This is a genomic window from Nocardioides aromaticivorans, from assembly GCF_013408525.1.
Taxonomy (GTDB): Bacteria; Actinomycetota; Actinomycetes; order Propionibacteriales; family Nocardioidaceae; genus Nocardioides; species Nocardioides aromaticivorans.
Map to the genome: position 1 here is coordinate 169,468 of NZ_JACBZM010000002.1, position 18,480 is coordinate 187,947.

Consider the following 18,480-nt stretch of genomic DNA (forward strand, 5'->3'; position numbering starts at 1 on the left):
GTCCATCGAGCCGTGGAGTCGTCCGTGAAGCACGAGTTGCAGTTGCTCAGCCCCGGTGCCTTCCAGTCGATGGCTGCCGCCCTGGCGATCGCGGAGTTCGGGCCGGGCGTCCAGGTCATGGGCGCTGGAAAGGACGGCGGCCGCGACCTGTACTTCGACGGCACCCTGAAGTTCGGCTCAGCAGACCATTCTTCAGCAGAGGCGTTCGCCGGCTACACCGTCTTCCAGGTCAAGCATCACGACAAAATCTCCGACCTGGAGACCACCAACGCCTCGTGGCTATGGGGAGAGGTCAAGAAGGAACTCGACGCTTGGGCTGAGTGGGACAAGAAGGACCCGCGCGATCCGCTGCCCGACCAGCTCGTCTTCATCACCAACGTCGCCCTCACGCCCGTTCAAAACACGGGCGGCCACGACGCCATCCGCAAGAACATCAAGGTCTACCGCGACAAGCTCAACGACCCCAGCCGCGACACCGACAACCAAGAAGCGATTCTCGACCGGGTCCAGCGACGCAAACGGATCGCGCACATCAAGACGATCCGGTTCTGGGACGGCAACCAGCTCGACGCACTGTTGAGCACCCACGCGGATGTGCGCCGCCGATTCGACGCCTTCCTAACCACCAGCGATGTATTCACCTTCATCTCCGAACTCACAGGCAACGCCGCCGTCAAGGACAGCGAGCAGGTGCTGCTCGACCAAGCACGTACTGAGCTGCTCTCCGATGGGTTGGTCTACTTCGACGACGCCGGCGATCGCGAGAACCGCGGCATCCCGGTGCACGAGGTCGCCATCGATCTCCCTGTGACCTTTCCCGGCGGGGGCGAGCGGAGCACCGTGCTTGGGCATGTTCTCGAACGGGGAGATAACCTCCTGGCCCGAGACATCACAGCCGTGAACGGCCCGCGCCACATCGTGCTCACCGGCCAGCCCGGCAACGGCAAGACCACGATCTCCAAGCTCATCGTGCAGGCCTACCGGGTGGCCGCGCTCAAAGGATCCACCGCGCTCGCGGCCAACCACGAGGCCGTGCTCACCGGGACGGAGGCCGTGCTCCGGAAACTGGGGCACCAGCTCCCGCGGCACCGGCGATGGCCGCTGCGGATCGACCTCGCCCACTACGCGGAAGAACGAGGCCACAAGCTCGACGAATCGCTGATGCGCTATGTGGCCGATCGCATCAGTAAGAAGTCGAACCATGGCACCATCACGCCCGCCACGCTCACCTCCTGGCTGCGCGCCTGGCCCTGGCTCGTGGTGTTCGATGGCCTGGACGAGGTCACCGAACCCGAGACACGCCGCACTGTGATCGAACGCGTCGTCGAGTTCGTCAACAACGCAGAGGGAGACCGGTGCGACCTCCTGGCCGTCATCACGACCCGCCCAGTTGGCTACACCGAAGACATCGACCCGACGTCGTTCGAAACGGTCGCACTGGACGACCTGACGCCCGCAGAGGCAGTCGCCTTCGGGACCAAAGCCGCCCAGGTACGCCTCAGCGGGGACGAGGAGCGGATCGGCAAGGTCGTCATCGCCCTTCAGAACGCTGCCCAGGATGAGAACCTCGGCAAACTGCTGCGAACCCCGCTGCAGGTGCTCATCTTGTCGATCATTGTCGACGGCGCGGGCACCATCGCACCAGACCGCTACAGCCTGTTCTGGAGCTACTACGACACCGTCGTACGACGCGAACGCAACAAACCCACGATGGTCCGCACGCTCCTCACAAAGTACGAGCCGTTCATCCACCAACTACACGAGCGTGCCGGTCTCCTGCTTCAGCAAAGAAGCGAGACCGCCGACCACTCCACCGCAGTCCTGACAGAGCCCGAGCTGCGTGACATCGTCTGGCACATCCTCGACGAGGCCGAGTTCCAGCCCGACGGGCACCACGCTGACGTCCTGGACTCGATCATCAGGTCTTCGACACAGCGACTAGTCCTCATTGCCCCTCGGAACGACGGCTTCGGTTTCGACGTGCGCTCGCTCCAGGAGCTCATGGCCGCTCGGCGAATCAGTGACGCCCCTCTTGAGATGCTGCTCAACCGGCTGCGCCTCCTGGCTCCCAGCCCGCACTGGCGCAACACCTGGTTGTTCGCGACCGGAAAGATGTTCGCCGAACCGCGCGTCCACGAGCACCAAGCCGTCGTCGAGCTCGTCGAGACGATTGACCAGAACGCTGCCGAACGACTCGGAAAGCATCTCCCGATCGGACCCGAGCTCGCGCTCGACGTCCTCGACGACGGCATGGCCCGGGCATGGCCCAACTGGAGCCGCCGCTTTCTGGCACGCGGGCTCCACGTCTTGGATGCGCCCTCGGCGTTCAACCTCGACCTGTCACTGCGCATCCTCCTGCGCTACGCCGACACGGGCGCCGAGCAACGTGAAGTGGTAGTGCGGATGATGCGGAAGGACATCTCACCAACCGGAAACCGACTAACGCTGGCGAGCGCGGCCGAGATGGTTCCTGCCATCGAACGCGACCTGCGCGTACACGAGCGCACCCTGGGCCTCGGTTTGGTGCTGGACCAGGTGGCCCGGGCACCGCACCCCGCCCCGCAGGGAGTGGACTGGGAAGCATTCAATGATGAGCTCGACACCAGTCCCCATTCAGCCGCACTCGACCCCGTGATTCGCGCCGGCGCCGCGGCACTCCGTGCGATCAAGGACGACGCCTTCGGTGAGGAGCACGAAGCGGACCTCATCACGTGCCTGAGCGTGCCCGCTGCGGCAGCCGTATTGAATGCGGCCGTAGGACATGTCCTGCCCGGTGACGTGTCCTTGTTCCTCCAGCTCAGATCAGTGCTCGCTCAACGCTTCCGTGTGCCGCTCGGAGACCGTGTCCTGAGCTGAGGGCGTGCTTCCTCAACGGGCAGACGAGCAGCACCCTGGTCGTCAGCCGTCGAGGTCGAGACTGGGGTCATCGCCGACGAGCCGCAAGTGGTTACGCAGCGGCCAGTGGATGTCCACTGCGGGTCGGTCGGCCGCGACCCGCGAACCAGGGCAGTCGGGGTCGTTGCAGGGCCCGAAGAAGAGGTCAGCCTCGAGGTGGAGGTCGTCCACGGTCAATGTCCCTTCCTTGCCATCAGCGGAGAGCGGTCGGATGTGTCAACACCACGCCGCCCTGCTCGTGATCGGCCGACGCGAACTCGACCTGCACACGTGCCTGCCTGCGCTCCTCGTCGGCCGCACTGATGCGGTGCACGCGCTCCAGCGAATCGGGGCCGAGCTGCCACCTCGCGTAGTGGACCAGCGAACCGGCGAGACCACGCTGGGCGACGATCCGGTCGGCGTCTCGCTCCACCACGCCACGCCAAGCACGGTCGGCGGCGGGCGCAATGTAGCTGACAGCGACCAGCACACCTGCCGCGACGCCGTGCGTCGGGTCTCCGCCAGGCTGGAAGCCCTGGACCACCGCGATCACGCCGATCACGAAACGCAGGTGCCACGCGAACCCGCCTGCAGGCACCCAGCGGAAGGCGCGTGCGATCTGGCGAATGACGGCGTACAGGAGCGTCCAAGGGAACGCCCATAGCCGTGCGGCCAGGTCGAAACGAGACGGCCCGCCCCGCTGGGAGGCGACCGCGTGCCCGATCGCCACGGCCGCGTCCTCCCTCGTCAGCCGCCGCTCGTAGAGGCCCTGGATCAGGGTCGGCTCCACGATTACCGTGCGACGCCCGATCGGCGTTGCGGGCAGCCTCGCGTCGTCTACGAGCCGCACAATGACGCGATCCGGGGCGAGGTCGAGCTTCTCGAGGAGTGCCAGCGTCGGCGCGAGAACGGAGCGCTCACCGGGGCGCGGGCCCCGCCCAAACCCGAAGATCCGGGCAGCCGGTGCCTCGAGCCAGCCGAACGCCAAGACGAACGAAACCAGCAGCGTGCCCAGGAACGCGAAGACGAGGCCGGCGTCGGGCAGGAAGCCCAGGCCGATGACCGCGACGAAGCTGCCGGCCAGACCGGCCGGAACGACGGCGCATAGGCGGATCGCCTTGGTCGACGTTTGCATGATCCTCACGTCCCCTCGTGGTGGGACCTCTTTCTGAGTCCCCCCGGCCGGCACGACCCGAACGCGCCGACGCTTCCCTCTGAGTGTGGCCCGAGCAGCCGACATCGCAACCGCATCGCCGTGGGCCTGTGGATACCAGACGGTTATCCACAGGTTTCCGGTGTGGGCCTTGACAGGACCGGGATCGCCTACTCGCGTAGGCACCTGTCGAGGCGGTCCTGGTCGGCCTCGGAGAGGTAGACGACGTCGATCCGGGCCGGTCCTGTCGAGGGCCGCGCCGACCGGGGAGTGGTGGCGAGGAGCCGCGCGAGGCGCTTCTCCAGTCGCGAGAGAGTGTTCTTCACGGGGCTGTTCTCCGTTCTGCTCAACGACCGGGTGCTGACGATTCCGGGCCGTCGACGCCGTGGGTGTTGCGGCCGTCCTGGTCGTGGGTGCGGCGCTCCGTCGGATTCGTGCCGCGCAGTGCAGCCTGCTGCATCAGAGCGCTCGGGGCGGGCTGCTGCAGCGCGCGTTCCCACTCGCGCGGGTCGATTGCCTGCTCGAGGGCTGTCGCGACGAGGTCGGCCAGCGGCGGCCGCGCTTCGGAGATCTGATCGAGCGCAACCCAGGCCTGCGCCCCTTTGCCCTCCAGGTACGAGCTGAGCGCCAGCATCGCGGCCGGCGTGTCGCGCACCCCGCTCGGCGCGCGACGGACCAGGTCGTGCCAGAACTCCGAGTAGACCGGTGCGCTCTCACGCGTCATTCGGATCTCGGCCGCGTTCCGAGCTCCACTGTCGTGGATCACTGCGAGGACGCGAGCCGCGTCGACGTCGGAGAGGTACTCCCGGTCGCTCTGGAACTGGTCAAGCCGGGCGCCCAACCACCTGACCTCGGCTTGGAGGGGACCTGCGTGCATGTCCAGACCGCGCGCCACGGCCGCCGGCAGATGCTCAGCGACCGGAGCGGGGTCGCCCTGCATCCCGGCCGCGAGATCCGCCCGCGTGGCCACCGGCATGGCCCGGCCCATCAGCGCGAACTCCGCGGCCATCCGGTCGCGTGTTGCGGGATTGACGGTCCCGCTGGTGCCGGTCAGGACGTCGAACCACTCATTGCCTTTGACCCAGAGCATCGGCCCAACGTCGGGCCCGCGGTCGTGGTTGACCAGTGTCTCGCCCAGAGCCGTAAGAGCCTCGAGGCAGGACCGCCCGTCTTCACCGAACGCGATGAGTGCGACACGACGAGTGGGGTGCTGACGGAGGTACGGGTCTGACAGCTGGTGCAGGAACGTTCCCATCGCTTCGGGAGAATCCGGGAGGTCGAGGCGCGCGCTCGGGCCGCCACCGATCGCGAGGCACACCATGCTCGACTCGATCTTCTTGAAGCCGAGCATGTGCGGGACGTAGGCGATCAGCTCGTCGTGCGAGCGGAGCTTGAGCGTGTTGTTCATCGAGGACCCACCTGTTCAGATCGGTAACGTTTCCTGGAGAAGCAACCGGCAACGCGCCGGATCGGACAGATGGGCGGTTACCGATCTGCGGCCGGGCCCGGGCGCGGACCTGCCTGCCCCGGCGCGTCGGGGGGCATCCAGCGCGACGGTCCCGACGCGAGCTGGTTGAGCGCGACTGCTTGCAGTGGCGCCGACGCGGGAGACGCGGCGTCGGGGATCACGATCCCCTTGTTTGCCGCGTCGAGCTGCTCGAACGCGATCTCCCAGGTGCGGCCCGTCAGGTGCCCCAACCGCACGCGGTCCGCGTCGGTGCGTTCGATGAGGCGGTCGATCTGCTCGCTGGTGAACACCGGGTGCCCCTGTGCGTCACAGTCGGCGACGAAGACGCCTAGGAGACTGCTGAACAAAAGGCGCGCCTCCCGAGGTCCTCGGGCTGACCTGAAATCCTGAGGGCATGCAGGGTGAGTCCGATCGGCAGCGTGAGCTGCTGGACGTTGAGTCAGTCGCTGGTCATCTGCTCGAGCCGGGCAGTGTGTTCGCTTTGTTGGCCGAGCACCGGGACCGGTTGTTCCCGAGCGAGTTGTTCGCCGACCTGTTCCCGACCGGCCGCGGTCGGCCCTCGATCCCGGGCGAGGTGATCGCCTCGGTCATCGTGCTCCAGGCGCTCTACGGCCATTCGGACCGCGAAGCCGTCGACGCCCTGACCTTCGACCTGCGATGGAAGGCAGCGTGCGGGTACGCGATCGACAAGCCGGGCTTCGACCCGTCGACGCTGACCTACTGGCGTCGCCGGCTGGCCGCGAGCAACCGGCCGCAGCGGATCTTCGAGGTGGTCCGCGAGGTGATCACCGAAACCGGGGCGGTGGCCGGGAAGCAGCGTCGGGCGCTGGATTCCACGATCCTCGACGACGCGGTCGCCCGCCAGGACACCGTGACGCAGCTGATCGCGCAGATCCGCCGCGTGGGCCGTGAGGTTCCTGGCGCCAAGGACCTGATCACCGAGCACTGCACCCGCCTGGCTGCGTTGACCGGACAGGACTACCACTCGACCGGGAAGCCGCCGATCGCGTGGGACGACCCGGCTGCCCGTGCCGAGCTGGTGTCCGCGCTGGTCGGCGACGCACTCGCCCTGCTCGCTGTGCTGGATGTCGAGGCGATCACCAAGACGGGCGGGAAGCCGGCTGATGCGGTCGCGCTGCTGGCGCTGGTCGCGGGCCAGGACGTGGAGCCGGCCGAGGACTCCGATGGCACCGACGGCCGGTGGCGCATCGCACGGAAGACGGCGCCGGATCGGGTGATCTCGACCGTCGACCCCGACACCCGGCACGCCCACAAGACCCGGGAACGACGCCAGGACGGGTTCAAGGCCCACGTCGTGGTGGAGCCAGACACCGGGCTGACCACCGTGTGTGCATTGACCAAGACCAACGGCCCAGCCAACTCCGACGCCACCGTCGGTGCCGAGTTGGTCACTGCCGACTCGACCCTCGCGACCGACCAGCAGGTCGAGGTGCTCGGGGACTCGGCCTACGCCACCGGCGACATGCTCCACACCCTGGACGGCAAGAAGTGGCTACCGCTGCTCAAACCGTGGCCGCTGCGCCCCACGGTCGAAGGCGGATTCACCCTCGATGACTTCCGCTACGACCCCGACGCCGACGCCCTGACCTGCCCGGCGGGCATCACCAGGAAGCGGTCCGCGAAGGGCACCGTCACCTTCGGTGCTGCCTGTCGCGGCTGCCCGCTACGACAGCGATGCACCACTTCGGCAAGCGGTCGCACTGTGTTGATCGGCGAACACCACCAACTGCAACGCGAACACCGCAAGCGAGCCGCCGACGACGGCTTCCAGGCCGACTATCGACAGCACCGACCGATGGTCGAACGCTCGATCGCCTGGCTCACCCGCGGCGCCCGACGCGTCCCATACCGAGGCGTCGAGAAGAACAACAACTGGCTCCACCACCGCGTCGCCGCCCTCAACCTGCGTCGACTCCTCGCCATGGGCCTCACGATGACCGACGGAGCCTGGGCCCTGGCCTGACAGGGCCCTCGCGGGCTCAATTCCGCCCCTTGCACGCGGCTGCAGAGCCGCGCAGGATGGCCGACGGCGGGCGGAACGACCCCGTTGTCGCACCCAGAGTGCTGACTCAAACTCGCCGCTCGACGGCCTTGGCGGCGCTCCGCCCGCCACCCACGCCGCCAGATGACAAGTTGTTCAGCAGTCTCCTAGATCGGGGTGATTCAGGTGCACCTCGCCGAGGTGCTCGTACTTCGGGTCCTCCCAGACCTTCCAGGCCGCCTCGTTGGGTAGCGCCGCAGCGATCTCGGCCCCGGAGCCGACGGAGATGTCGCTGTGGATGTACCCCCGGCCCAACATGAGGCTCCGCTGGTCGCTGGGGCCTGGCTCGCGGTCGCCGGGAAGCACGAACTCGTTCCCCAGGCCGAACTCCTCGAAGACCTCCAGGACAGCGTCCACTCGCTCCGGTGGGCAGGAGTAGACGATGGCTTCGATCGGTGTGCGATCGCCCATGGCGTGTGCACCTTCCTTTCAGATCGCGATGCCGGGGTCGGCCCGCTTGCCGGGCTGGTGGGTCTGCTGAGGGGGACCGCTGGACCATGACCTGCCGGTCATGTCCCACCCACCCGGGGTCGCCGCCGGTGGGTGGGTGACCGCGTAGCTGAGGGAGCCGGCGAGCGCCGCTGACGTCCGCGCCCGTGACTGTGCGCTCTCGATCACCGACCGCATCATCGACACGCCCTCGTCTGCCCGGGTCACCTCCTGCCCGGCTTGGTGGACCCGCGAGTCGAGGAGCATCAGTGCCTCGGTCGCGGCCGCCGACTCCGCGGCGTGCTGAGCGTGGCGAGTGATCTGGTCCGCGACCGGCCGCGCGAGCGCCACGACCTCGCTCAGCACGTCGATCTGACTTCGCAACGCCCTGACATCCGCGTCACGGTCGTCGCCGTCGGTGCCGCGGGCGAGCTCGTCACCAGCGCGCTCGATGGCGCTGCCGGCGACGGCAAGGTGGCGGCTGAGGTCCTCGCCGAACTCGTTCATCAGGCCGGACCTGTTGCGCAACCGCACCAGATGGTCGCCCGCGGACTCCAAGTAGAAGTCCCGCCGCTCCTCCTGGTGGGCGTAGAAGGCGTCGGTCGCGGCATCGTCGAGGACCCGCAGTGACGACGCGGCAAGGTCGCCGAGCTCGTCCACGGTGTCAGCGGCCCGCCGCAGCGCCCGCTCCGCATCGAAGACCGCGTCGGCGGCCGCGAGCACCTCCCGCTCGTTCATCGGTGCTCACCGAACCTACGACCGGGGTCGTCGACCGTGGCAAGGATCGACCTGAGCTCGTTCGTTGCCGTCATGGTCTGCGTCAGCTGGTCCCGCAGCGCGGCGACCGGATGAGCGTGGAGACCTCGGGCAGTGAAGGTCGAGTCGTTCAGGGGCTGGTTCATCAGGGTCCTTCTCCTCGTGAGACGTGTGCTCGCCTGTGGAGAAGCAACCAGTCGTGCGGCGGATCGGACAGCAACAGCCGACCCTCTTCGGCTCGGGGAAGTGGGGGAGGGGACGCGGATGGTCTTCCGTGTGGGCGCCCGGTGGTCGACACTTGCTGGCCATGGACGACGAGGCGGCGCTGCTCGAGCGGCAGGTGGCGATGGCGGCATCCGCCTGGCGCCGCGCGAAGGCCGACACCGAGGCCTACCGCCGTCTGGTCGTCGCCACCAGGGCATGGGATGCGTACGTCGCCCCGACGCTCGTCGGGCCTGCAACGGACAACGTCGCCGCACAGCTACGCCGTGCGGCACGTGAGGTACTTCGAGCAACAGACGACGAGGCGACCCGACTGGCACACCTGGTGACAACGACGGCGTCCGTGTGGCTACATGCTGCAGCGCCCACGGACTCTGTGGCTTACGAGCGATTCGGCCGTGCCGCCGACGCGTGGGATGCCTACGCCGCGCCACAACTCGGAGAGCCCACCGAGGAGCTGCTCGACCAACTCGCCGACGACTCCGCACCGGTGTCCCTGGGCGAGGCCGTCGCCGACTTCACCTCGCAGATCCGAAAGGCGCCCCGCCGAAACCGCTGATCCCAGGTGGAGCGCTTGAGCCCCAATCCGGGCAGGCGAGGGTTCCCGCTCGGGGGGGGTCCCGAGGGTGCCCGCCCGCTCCCAGCCACGGGGACCGTCCATGTGAGGACGTGCTGAGAGCCCGCAGGCGTCTCGGGTCACCGGCGGGCTCTCGGACGCGAGCATCGCACGCCCCGCCGACACATGTCCCGGGGTTCACCCAAACCAGGGCGCTCGCCGGGCGTTGGCCCGTCGGCGGGCCGCCGTTTCGTCTTTCGTTACGTCATTACGTTTCGTTTCGTCTAACGTCATGCTACGATGACGTTATGACCGAACAGGTGCAGCAGACAGAGCAGCGAACGTGCCGCTTCCCCCGCTGCGACCGCCCCGCGGCCGCAGGCGACGCCGGCACCGGCCGACCCCCGGAGTACTGCGACGACCCCGGCCACAACCGGGCATCGGCGTGGCGGGAGCGCCAGCGCCTCAAGGACGCCGGCCAGACCGATGCCCGCGGTGCCGGCGACGAGGCGCGGCCCGTCGAGGCGGCCCGTCAGAAGGCAAGCGAGCTCGTCGCGCAGCTCACCGGCATGGCCGAGCTGTTCCTGGATCAACTGCCCCGGGCGATCGAGGAGATCCGCACCGCCGGCGACCTCGACGCGGCCGAAGCTCAGATCGAGTCGGTCACCACCGAAGCCGAGGAGCGCATCGCGGCGGCCGCCGCCCGCGCATCTCGCGCCGAGCAGGCCCAGCGCCGCGCCGAGGCCGAGCGCGAGGAGGCCGACGCCGCCGCGCTCGAGTCCACCGAGGCAGTCGCCCGCCTGGAGGCGGAGCTCGCCGACGTCAGCGCCCAGGCCGACGGGTACCAGAACGAGGCCAGCGCCCTGCAGGAGGAACTCGCCAGCACCCGGGAGGCCGCAACCGCGGCCGCGGCCGACGCGGAGGCCACCATCGCCGCGCTGCGCAACGAACTCGCCTCACTGCAGACCCGCCTCGAGGAGCGCATCATCGTCCTCGAGGGCGAGCGCGACCGACTTGCCGAGGAGCTCGACACCGCGCAAGCCGCCCGCGCCGAGGCCGACGAGCGGGCCCGGGGCGCCGTCGAGCGAGCCGCCGCCGAGACCACCCGCGCCGACCGCGCCGAGCAGGCCACCGCCTCCGCGCGCGAGCAGGTTGACGCCGCGCGAAGCCAGGTCGACGAGCTCCGCGAGCAGATCGGAGAGCTCCGGGCCGGCGAAGCAACAGCCCGCGCCGAACGCGACGCCGCCCGCGCCGAAGTGGAACGCGAACGCAGCCACGGCGAGCAGCGCCTCGCTGACTTGCGCACCAGCTTCAGCGAGCAGCTCGACGAACTGCGCGCCGAGCGCAACAGCCTCCAGACGCAGGTCGAACAGCGCCGCGCGGCAGCGAGCAAGCCCAAGACCCAGCGGAAAGCGCCGAGCGAATGAGCATCCGCAGCATCACCGTCCAGTGGCCCGAGCTGTTCATAGGCCTCACCCCGGGGCAGAGGGGCGCGGTCGTCCGCAATCTCGCCCAGGCCTACGGCAAGGGTGGGGAGCCGACTCGGGCCGAGATCGACGACATGGTGCAGTACGTCGTCGGCGAGATCACCCCGAAGGAGTACGTACGACGCTGCTCGCCCACCCGGCCAAGACCGGTCCTGACAGGGAGGGCTCGATGACCGATCGCGACCGCGTCCGCTCGCTCCCGATTCACATCCCCCTCGTCCGAACCGTCCGCTCCCAGCAGACCGAGGACGGCGGACGCCTTCACGCGGCTCGGTGCAGCTGCGGTGCGTGGGGTCCGTACGTCGACTCCCGCGAGATCGACCCCGTCGTCGCCCTCGTCCAGGCGCACGGGGTCACCGAGCCGACCGCGTGCACGGACTGCGGCCACGTCGCACCCGTGGACCCCACCACACCACCCGGCGCACGCGCACCATGGCGGCGCTACCGGCCCCTTGAAGAGGGCGGCGTGTGGAGGTACGTCTGCTCCGACCGGGCCGCATGCCAACAACGACAGCTCGCACCACCTCCAGAACCAGACTCCGACCCCCTCACCGCAGTAGTCGGCGGATGGTCAACCTTCACCGTCAGCCTTGACCTATCGGGCCAGTGGGCTCACACGGTGGGCGGGCTCGACGAGGCCATCGCGAACTTCCAGCACGTCCGGGCCAAATGCCCCCGCCGCTGGGACCAGATCGGGCCCGATGATCGTCGAGCCCTCACAGCGCTGGTCGCCGCGGTCGAGGCAATCCAGGAGGCCGTCGACACCGCGCAGCACTACGTACCCCTGCCTGCCCTGAAATCTGGGGCTACATGGAGCGACCTGGCCGCAGCCACGGGGGAGTGGACCGCAGAAGAGTGCCGAGACGCCTACCTCGCGCGGGTGGAGAGTCTGGACTGGCCCGAAAGAGAGCACGAGGAGATTCGGACCCTCCTCGAAGGCTCCTGACCCCCGGCAGGCGCCGCGTCCCGCTGCTCACCGATGTCGGGTCATGCCTCGTCGCGCTCGACGCGCAGGGCGATGATTCGCCAGCCTTCGGGCACGCGACGTCGGGCAGCCTCGACGGCCCGGCCATAGTCAGTGTCCTCGACGACGAGCTGGTCGCGATCGAGGGAGTAGCCACCCTTGTGGTCGGGTGGAATCTCCTGAACGGTGGCGTACAGCGTGAGGACTCGGGCGGCGGTCTCGGTCACGTGCTTGGCTCCTGTCCGGCCATGGTGCGCATCAGCTGCACGTCGCGGCGGAATGCCCCCGGGAGTCCGGCGCTCTCCGCCGGATCGACCTGGTACCCGATCAGGCCGCCCTCGACCAGGTCCGCGGCGGTCTCCAGGATGCGCGCCACCCGGAGCAGGAGGGCAGGGGGCATCTGGACCGATGGCTCGTCGTAGGAGCCGGTGGTAGCCACCTGGTCGTGGATCAGAAGGCCGAAGCAGCTCTGCGCGTGAGCGACCTGTGCTACTCGGTCACGGGTGTGCGTGAGGTCGTCGCGTTCGACCAGGAGGATGCGGATGACCTCGCCCAGTCCGGCGAACACCGTGCCGGCGAACCTCACGGGGACCGCGGCGGTTCGCGGTGCACCCATCAGGTCGGCGCCGGGAGTCTCGTCGACGAAGCCGAAGACGATGGTTCTGGCAAGACCGGCGAGGGCCTCGTCGGTGAGGTAGCGGCGGGCCGTGGGTTCGGTGACGCGCATCTGTTCGGCCACGTAGGTGACGCGCTCGTCGAGCACCTCGCCGGCCGCTGTGCGGGACATCGTCATACCGAGCTCGGAGACCGCCTCAAGGAGATCGTCGATGCGCTTGTCGCGCCAGGATCGCGAGGCCACGCACTCAGCCGACCGTCGGGGAGCGTGGCGTAGTCATCACCGCGATTCTGCCACCCCCGGTGGTGGTCGAGGACTGCTGTACCCCCGTCAGGCCCCGCGCGCACGCCGCCGGCGAAGTCGTGCCGCTACAACTTGCGGTAGCGCCCGTATGCTGCCTGCGTGGAGAGGTTCCCCTACCACCGGCGCACCGAGATGGCGCAGATCATCTTGGCTGCCCTCGAGGAACGCACCGAACACGGCGCCCCCGGGGACCGAATGGAGGAGCTCCATGCCGCTGGCGACTGGGTCGGCGACATCCTGGTCGACGCCCTCGAGGATGCCCTGCTGCTGACCGCGGGATCCGTGCTCAAGAGTGTCGGGCTCGACGCGGTGACGAGCGACGCGACTGCAGCCGATGACACCTACCCCGGTGCTGGCACGTTGATCCTGATCAAAGCCGCAGATTGGGCAAGCGCCTCTGAGGACCCCGCCTCCATCAAAGCACTGGGACTCGAGACCCCTGAGGTCGTGGCCGCCGACGCGGGCTTGAATCGATGGCTCGATCGATACCAGCCGGGACGCGAGTCCGACATCAAGGATCTGCGCGAAGCCGGGACCGTCGCACTGGCACAGATGTCCCCTCGCCTGCGGCCTTACACCACGACCCAGCTGACCAGGTGGTGGCTGGGCACCGACCCGCACGCCGACGAGGCGCCCGGCGGCCAGAAGGTCGCGTGGGAACCCATCGCCCGCCTCCTGCTGGCCGCCGACAACCTTGGCCCCAGCCCTGATGGTGTGACCTTGTCGCCGACCGTGCTGCGTGAACGGGCAACGGACCTGTTCGCGGCCTGCAGCCGGGAGCCCCTGCTTGAGGTCGTCCAGGATGCGCTGTTCGCCACGGTGCAGTGGGTCGAGATAGACCCCGGTGACATCGCGGACGTGACCGCCGCGATGAATGCTGTCTTCCCTCGTGCGGGAGACCTCTGGAAGGCCGTCGAAGCCGACCTAGCCGTCGCCGGTGGCTGGTATGAGGACCTGCAAGCGTGTGCCGAGCCGGAGCCGCTCGGTGATGTCAAGCAGGCACCCGCCCTCCTGCGATGGTTGGGCGACAGACGGTGGAACGACGAGGGCACGATCGAGTACGTTGCCGCCACGCTCGCTGCCTTCGCCCACGAAGACATCGCCGGGTCTCTCGCGATGAAGACCGACGACGACATGATCGACCTCTGGGTGCACGGAAACCTCACCGTCCAGGTCGGACCTCGGCCGCGCCAGTGGCCGCCCGCCGCGATCCGTCAATCTCAATGAGAGGTACTTGAAAAGCTGATCGCGAACGATCTCCGGAGTGCGGCGCTGCACGCGGCAAACCCGTCATGCCAGCTCCCACGCCTCCGGTGCTGACCCGAAGGCTCGATCGGCGGCCTTGATGATTCCGTGGCTGGTGAGGGCGTTCGCGGCGCCACCGATGACAGCGCCGATCCCGAAGGGGATGACGCGGCCGAGGACGATGATGCCCTCTTTGGTGCCGTACTTGGTCACGAAGTGTCTCCCCAGCACGTCGTTGATGGCCTTGATCCTGGCCTGGGGAATGTTCTTCACCAGTTGCCGTCCCCAGTGCTGCCCTGTGCGTTCGGCAACCCTCTCAACAGACTTGGCGCCCGCCTCGCCCAGCATGACTGCCATCACCAGGGTGCGACGGCGTTCGATGTCGTGAAGCGGAACACCGTGCAAATCGGCACGCGACAGCACATAGAGCACCGCAGCGTTGAGAAATCCCACTACCTCGGCTCCAGAGACGGTCAACGCCGTCTTGGTGCCGACCTTGGGCAAGGCCGCGACCGCCCCGACTCCGGCTCCCGAGCTGATGGTGGCCGCGCGGAGCTCGGCGTTCAGTCGCTTCAGGATCTGCGCCGGCGATGCGTCCGGCCGATTTCGTCGGAGCCGGGCGATGTGACGCTCAACCAGCGGGGCTTGCAACGAAAGCGCCTTATCGAGCAATGCGAGCCCAGGAGGCACCGGTTCGGGGACGTTGGCTTGGGGCACACCCGAAGGCTAGCGGCGCAGCACGACGGAATCTCGAACGCAGCTGCGCCAGCTGGAGATGCGGTGGGACAGCAACAACAGCCGCTGCGCGCATCTCGGAGGGCGCAGGACCCTGGCGGTCAAGGCGCCTCATTAGTCACCGAGAAGGCCCATTCCCACAGACTATGAGCGTGTCGCGGGCGGTCCGACGCTTCCCCGCCGTTACCGTCGAGAGATGGCAGACAGGGCACCGACCAAGCAAGGGCGGCGGCGCGTCGATCGGCTCGCTCCCGTCGAGGACGCCCGACTGCCAACGCTGATCATCGAACCTGGCCAACAGCCCGAGCACCGCTCGCCGTACGACGTTTACCTGGGCCAGCTCAGCGGCGAAACGCTAAGAACGATGCGCGGCTGCCTCGACCGCATCGCCCGAATCCTCGCCGGTGTGCGTCTCGACGACCCGCCCCCCGCCGACATCGAGCGCGGCACCCCGGTCGTAACCGTCACGCTGCCCGTGACCGGGGAGGCTACGCCGGCCGCCCAGTGACAGATCTCGTCTTGGCCGGCGCCTCGCAGCCCCGCCAGCCCCAGCACCTCGCCCCGACGCAGATCGAATGACACGCGATGCGCCGCACGTCCGGAGGCATCGCTCATCCGGAGCACGACGGCTTCGCCGGGCGCTGCGGCACGTTCGGGGTAGTACTGGTTCATCTTCCGGCCGAGCATGGCTGTGACCATCGCCACGTCGTCGATCTGGCTCATCTCGCCAGTCAGGACGACGCACCCGTCCCGAAGGACGGTTACCGAATCGGCGATGCGACGCAGCTCCGCCAAACGATGGCTCACTGGCGACCCCACCGCATCGCGCAGTGCATCCGCGTCGACCCAGACACCGCGATTGCCGACCGTCATCAGAATGTCCTCGGCGAGGCTCGGGCCCGCGCCGCCACGCCACAAGATCGGACTTGCCGGACTTGCCGGTCTTGCCGCCGGCCGCTGAGTACCTCGTGCCGACCAGTGTGTGAACGGCACTCATCGCCCGTCGCCTGATTCGGCGCGAGCGAGGGCAGCCAACGCCCGGTCAATCGCAGCCCGGGCAGCACGGAGCTCGGCCACAAGGTCGACCTCGCGGCCCGTCGGCTCGTCGCTGATCACGAACGCGCCGACACCTTGGCGGGTCTCGACCAAGCCGTCATCGACGAGCAGCTGCTGCGCCTGGCGGATCGTGTTGAGCCCAGGCACGTCGTAGTGCTCCTGCAGGTCGGCGATCGACGGGAGCCGTTCGCCGACCGGGAACTCACCGGACAGAACACGCCCACGCAGGTCGTCGTAGATCTCTCGGTAGCGAGCCATGCTGCGATCATAACCTTGATAACTTAAGAGGGCTAGAGGTCTGGAGCGCACTAGTTAACATAAGGTAACTTATCGGCCTTTTACCTGGCCTTGATTGGGCTACAATAACGGCCTAGGATGGTCGGCATGCAGACGCTACCGATCTCAAAGGTCAAGGACAAGCTCAACGAGTTCGTCGAGGCCGTCTCGTTGACCCGTGAGCAGGTCACGATCACCAAGAACGGCTCGCCCGCCGCGGTGCTCGTCGGCGCCGACGAGTGGGAGTCGCTCCAGGAAACCCTGTTCTGGCTCTCGCGCCCAAAGACCCTCGACGACATCGCCGAGGCCGAGCGTGAGTACGCTGAAGGCAAGACGATCCGCGAGGACGAGATCCGCTCCGAGTTCAACGTTCCGCGCCGCCCCACCGCCTGACGACGGGTGAGTCAGGCCTACGAGGTCCGCCTCGCCTCGCCGGCGCGACGCGACCTGCGCAGCGTGCCGCCGCGCATCGTACCTGCGATCGTGGAGTTCCTTTACGGCGAGCTCGCGCGGAACCCTAAGCGCGTCGGCAAGGCGCTCGAGCGTGAGCTCGAGGGCTACTGGTCGGCCCGGCGTGGCCCATACCGGATCATCTATCGCATCGACGACGACCAGCTCATCGTGCTGGTCGTCAACGTCGACCACCGCGCGGACGTGTACCGCCCGCGCTGACCAAGAACAAACTCCCGGCCGATCGACTCCCGGTTCGAGGCGACCCCGGACGGCGCCCCGGTTTGGCCGGCAGGTAGCGCACCCAGATCGCCAACGCGGTACCCGCTCCAATCCGGTCACCCCTGCGCTTGGCCTCCCAGTAGGTGTCCCGCGCCAGGCTCCCCGCGTCGTGCAACTGGCCCAGCCGCCCCAGGCAGAGCGCCTTCTGCCACATCGCAGCAACCTGCTCCCAGCGGTCCCCGACGATGTCGAAGGCGTCGATCGCGGTATCGAACGCCTCGATCGCCTCGGCATACCGACTGGCGGTATACAGCACAAAGCCACGGAAATGGTGCGACTGCGCGATCCCCCAACCCTCCCCCGCGTTTTCTCGCAGCCGCAGCGAGCGGTTGACGAGTCGCAGTGCGATCGGTGCCAGGACGGGCGCGGTACCTGAGATGACAGCGGCGGTGGACAGTGCCTGGGCCCGCTCCCGCTTGCTGCCCGCGGCATTCGCGAACCGTGCACCGCGCAAGATCGCCCACACAACCCAGATCGGCGATCTGATGAACCACCACTCGTAGACCAGCCGGTTGTGGATCCGGGCAGCCAGACGATAGCGCTCGGCGTCCCCTCTCTGCGAGACGGCCGACCTGCACGCAGCGGTCCGAATAACCATCCCAGTGCCAGCAGAGCCGCCTCGCGCAACGCGAGCACGCCCGCATGCCAGCACCTCCTGGCACAGCTCGTCCTTGAACTCCTGGCTGAACCGTCTACGGGATGCACTCACTGCGGATCTCGTTTCCAGTAGAACCCTCACCTTAGGAGGGCCCACTGTCCGAGATCACCGCGGCAGGCCAGTACAGCGTCAACGCGACCATCATCTTCGGGTCGTGCGCTGCGCGTCCCCACCCATCGGCGCGGTAGCCGGCGTGGAACGCGGACAGGTCCATCTGCTCGACCGCGTCGAGCACGAACCAGGCCAGATGGTCCTCCTCGAGCCACTAGGTCAACGACGGCGGCATCAAGAACACCTGATCACGCTCCACAGTCAAGAAGTTGTAACCCACGTCCACCTCCAGAACCCCTACCTGCCAAGAGATTCTCCCGAGACACGACCAGAAGGCCCCGAAGACGCGCCGAGGGTTTATGCAACACGCTCTTCTGGCAGTCCAGGGTAGCCCTGCGCCTCGATCGCGTGCCGGTCGAGGATCTGCTCGACCACCTGGATGGTCGCGGGCCCGAACGCGGCGGCCACGGTCGAGGAACCAGTCTCGCGACCACAGCCCGTCCGCGTTGCGGTGCCGCGGTGGAACATGGCCCGGATCGGTCGAGTACTGGCCCTTGCGACCCGTCTTGCGACGGTGCTCGGCAACGACCTGCTGTCCGTCGAACACCGTCACCCTTGAGGCAGGCAGCCGCACCCTCACCAGGCGTCCGGCAAGGGCGTAGGGCACCGAATAGTGCTGGTAGTCGGTCGTGAGGTGGTAGTTGCGGCCGATCTTGACCTGCCTCCATTCCAGAGCCTCCGGCCGCCAGCCGAAGACGAAGGGGAGCCGTCAAACCGGGGTGCTGCGCTGCGCGATGGCGCTCGCCCAGGGCCAAGGCGTGCGGCGCGTCCCCGGGC

Annotated in this window: 24 protein-coding genes; 10 read left to right on the forward strand and 14 right to left on the reverse strand. The window is 68.0% G+C overall.

The genetic code is table 11. The features are described 5' to 3' along the window. Positions 1–24: 24 nt before the first annotated feature. Positions 25–2,856, forward strand: a complete 2,832-nt coding sequence (locus BJ993_RS25190; protein WP_179652943.1) for an NACHT domain-containing protein — start codon at positions 25–27, stop codon at positions 2,854–2,856. A gap of 42 nt (positions 2,857–2,898) precedes the next feature. On the opposite strand, the gene BJ993_RS25195 is transcribed toward BJ993_RS25190, so the two are convergent. The 5 genes from BJ993_RS25195 to BJ993_RS25215 all read right to left on the reverse strand — a co-directional run bounded on the left by BJ993_RS25195 (position 2,899) and on the right by BJ993_RS25215 (position 5,785). Further along, the gene (locus BJ993_RS25195; protein WP_179652945.1) at positions 2,899–3,066 is read right to left on the reverse strand and encodes a hypothetical protein; all 168 of its coding nucleotides are present in this window, start codon (positions 3,064–3,066) and stop codon (positions 2,899–2,901) included. Between the two features lie 22 nt (positions 3,067–3,088). Beyond that, positions 3,089–4,009: a hypothetical protein gene (locus tag BJ993_RS25200; RefSeq protein ID WP_179652977.1), complete on the reverse strand. Its 921-nt coding sequence runs from the start codon at positions 4,007–4,009 to the stop codon at positions 3,089–3,091. Positions 4,010–4,197: 188 nt separating this feature from the next. Continuing rightward, entirely contained in the window at positions 4,198–4,353 is a 156-nt protein-coding gene (locus BJ993_RS25205) for a hypothetical protein (RefSeq protein WP_179652947.1), read from the reverse strand. A gap of 20 nt (positions 4,354–4,373) precedes the next feature. Beyond that, positions 4,374–5,435 carry a DUF4192 domain-containing protein gene (locus tag BJ993_RS25210; protein ID WP_179652948.1) on the reverse strand — a complete coding sequence of 354 codons (1,062 nt, stop codon included), beginning with the start codon at positions 5,433–5,435 and terminating at the stop codon, positions 4,374–4,376. 77 nt (positions 5,436–5,512) lie between these two features. After that, on the reverse strand, positions 5,513–5,785 hold the full coding sequence (locus BJ993_RS25215; RefSeq protein ID WP_179652949.1) for a hypothetical protein: 273 nt from the start codon (positions 5,783–5,785) through the stop codon (positions 5,513–5,515). Positions 5,786–5,889: 104 nt separating this feature from the next. Here BJ993_RS25215 and BJ993_RS25220 point away from each other — a divergent pair, with 104 nt between their 5' ends. Then, complete coding sequence (locus BJ993_RS25220; protein WP_179652813.1) at positions 5,890–7,479, forward strand: IS1182 family transposase; 1,590 nt, start codon at positions 5,890–5,892, stop codon at positions 7,477–7,479. 174 nt (positions 7,480–7,653) lie between these two features. Here the strand turns inward: BJ993_RS25220 and BJ993_RS25225 are convergent, their stop codons facing one another. From BJ993_RS25225 to BJ993_RS25235, 3 genes are read right to left on the reverse strand one after another with little or no spacing between them, the layout of a single operon-like run. Then, positions 7,654–7,968, reverse strand: a complete 315-nt coding sequence (locus BJ993_RS25225; protein WP_179652950.1) for a hypothetical protein — start codon at positions 7,966–7,968, stop codon at positions 7,654–7,656. A gap of 18 nt (positions 7,969–7,986) precedes the next feature. Next, positions 7,987–8,724, reverse strand: a complete 738-nt coding sequence (locus BJ993_RS25230) for a hypothetical protein (protein WP_179652951.1) — start codon at positions 8,722–8,724, stop codon at positions 7,987–7,989. Then, positions 8,721–8,888, reverse strand: a complete 168-nt coding sequence (locus tag BJ993_RS25235; RefSeq protein ID WP_179652952.1) for a hypothetical protein — start codon at positions 8,886–8,888, stop codon at positions 8,721–8,723. The genes BJ993_RS25230 and BJ993_RS25235 overlap by 4 nt, the downstream gene beginning before the upstream one ends. Before the next feature lie 161 nt (positions 8,889–9,049). Between BJ993_RS25235 and BJ993_RS25240 the strand changes: the two genes are divergently transcribed. The 4 genes from BJ993_RS25240 (at position 9,050) to BJ993_RS25255 (ending at position 11,953) form a co-directional block, all read left to right on the forward strand. After that, positions 9,050–9,523 (forward strand): hypothetical protein, encoded by a 474-nt coding sequence (locus BJ993_RS25240; protein WP_218865382.1) that lies wholly within the window; start codon positions 9,050–9,052, stop codon positions 9,521–9,523. Positions 9,524–9,828: 305 nt separating this feature from the next. Then, entirely contained in the window at positions 9,829–10,947 is a 1,119-nt protein-coding gene (locus BJ993_RS25245; RefSeq protein WP_179652953.1) for a hypothetical protein, read from the forward strand. Further along, entirely contained in the window at positions 10,944–11,180 is a 237-nt protein-coding gene (locus BJ993_RS25250) for a hypothetical protein (RefSeq protein WP_179652955.1), read from the forward strand. The genes BJ993_RS25245 and BJ993_RS25250 overlap by 4 nt, the downstream gene beginning before the upstream one ends. Before the next feature lie 446 nt (positions 11,181–11,626). Beyond that, a complete protein-coding gene (locus BJ993_RS25255) occupies positions 11,627–11,953 on the forward strand; it encodes a hypothetical protein (protein WP_179652956.1) in 327 nt (108 codons plus the stop codon). A 41-nt stretch (positions 11,954–11,994) separates the two neighbouring features. On the opposite strand, the gene BJ993_RS25260 is transcribed toward BJ993_RS25255, so the two are convergent. Beyond that, positions 11,995–12,198 carry a hypothetical protein gene (locus tag BJ993_RS25260; protein WP_179652957.1) on the reverse strand — a complete coding sequence of 68 codons (204 nt, stop codon included), beginning with the start codon at positions 12,196–12,198 and terminating at the stop codon, positions 11,995–11,997. Beyond that, the gene (locus BJ993_RS25265) at positions 12,195–12,830 is read right to left on the reverse strand and encodes a hypothetical protein (protein ID WP_179652958.1); all 636 of its coding nucleotides are present in this window, start codon (positions 12,828–12,830) and stop codon (positions 12,195–12,197) included. The genes BJ993_RS25260 and BJ993_RS25265 overlap by 4 nt, the downstream gene beginning before the upstream one ends. Positions 12,831–12,989: 159 nt before the next feature. On the opposite strand from BJ993_RS25265, the gene BJ993_RS25270 reads away from it, so the two are divergent. Then, entirely contained in the window at positions 12,990–14,117 is a 1,128-nt protein-coding gene (locus BJ993_RS25270; RefSeq protein WP_179652959.1) for a hypothetical protein, read from the forward strand. Positions 14,118–14,180: 63 nt separating this feature from the next. Here BJ993_RS25270 and BJ993_RS25275 read toward each other — a convergent pair whose 3' ends face one another. After that, positions 14,181–14,852: a hypothetical protein gene (locus BJ993_RS25275; RefSeq protein WP_179652960.1), complete on the reverse strand. Its 672-nt coding sequence runs from the start codon at positions 14,850–14,852 to the stop codon at positions 14,181–14,183. Between the two features lie 214 nt (positions 14,853–15,066). Here BJ993_RS25275 and BJ993_RS25280 point away from each other — a divergent pair, with 214 nt between their 5' ends. Beyond that, positions 15,067–15,378 carry a hypothetical protein gene (locus tag BJ993_RS25280; RefSeq protein WP_179652961.1) on the forward strand — a complete coding sequence of 104 codons (312 nt, stop codon included), beginning with the start codon at positions 15,067–15,069 and terminating at the stop codon, positions 15,376–15,378. Positions 15,379–15,863: 485 nt separating this feature from the next. Here BJ993_RS25280 and BJ993_RS25285 read toward each other — a convergent pair whose 3' ends face one another. Continuing rightward, positions 15,864–16,184 carry a winged helix-turn-helix domain-containing protein gene (locus BJ993_RS25285; RefSeq protein WP_179652962.1) on the reverse strand — a complete coding sequence of 107 codons (321 nt, stop codon included), beginning with the start codon at positions 16,182–16,184 and terminating at the stop codon, positions 15,864–15,866. Between the two features lie 126 nt (positions 16,185–16,310). Here BJ993_RS25285 and BJ993_RS25290 point away from each other — a divergent pair, with 126 nt between their 5' ends. Both BJ993_RS25290 and BJ993_RS25295 read left to right on the forward strand, forming a co-directional pair. Continuing rightward, the gene (locus tag BJ993_RS25290) at positions 16,311–16,595 is read left to right on the forward strand and encodes a type II toxin-antitoxin system Phd/YefM family antitoxin (protein WP_179652963.1); all 285 of its coding nucleotides are present in this window, start codon (positions 16,311–16,313) and stop codon (positions 16,593–16,595) included. 6 nt (positions 16,596–16,601) lie between these two features. After that, positions 16,602–16,874: a type II toxin-antitoxin system RelE family toxin gene (locus tag BJ993_RS25295; protein ID WP_179652964.1), complete on the forward strand. Its 273-nt coding sequence runs from the start codon at positions 16,602–16,604 to the stop codon at positions 16,872–16,874. On the opposite strand, the gene BJ993_RS25300 is transcribed toward BJ993_RS25295, so the two are convergent. Both BJ993_RS25300 and BJ993_RS26820 read right to left on the reverse strand, forming a co-directional pair. Then, complete coding sequence (locus BJ993_RS25300) at positions 16,834–17,643, reverse strand: hypothetical protein (protein ID WP_218865383.1); 810 nt, start codon at positions 17,641–17,643, stop codon at positions 16,834–16,836. The two genes, BJ993_RS25295 and BJ993_RS25300, sit on opposite strands and share 41 nt — an antisense overlap. A 214-nt stretch (positions 17,644–17,857) precedes the next feature. Next, positions 17,858–18,376 (reverse strand): Mu transposase domain-containing protein, encoded by a 519-nt coding sequence (locus BJ993_RS26820; protein WP_373366975.1) that lies wholly within the window; start codon positions 18,374–18,376, stop codon positions 17,858–17,860. Between the last annotated feature and the right edge of the window lie 104 nt (positions 18,377–18,480).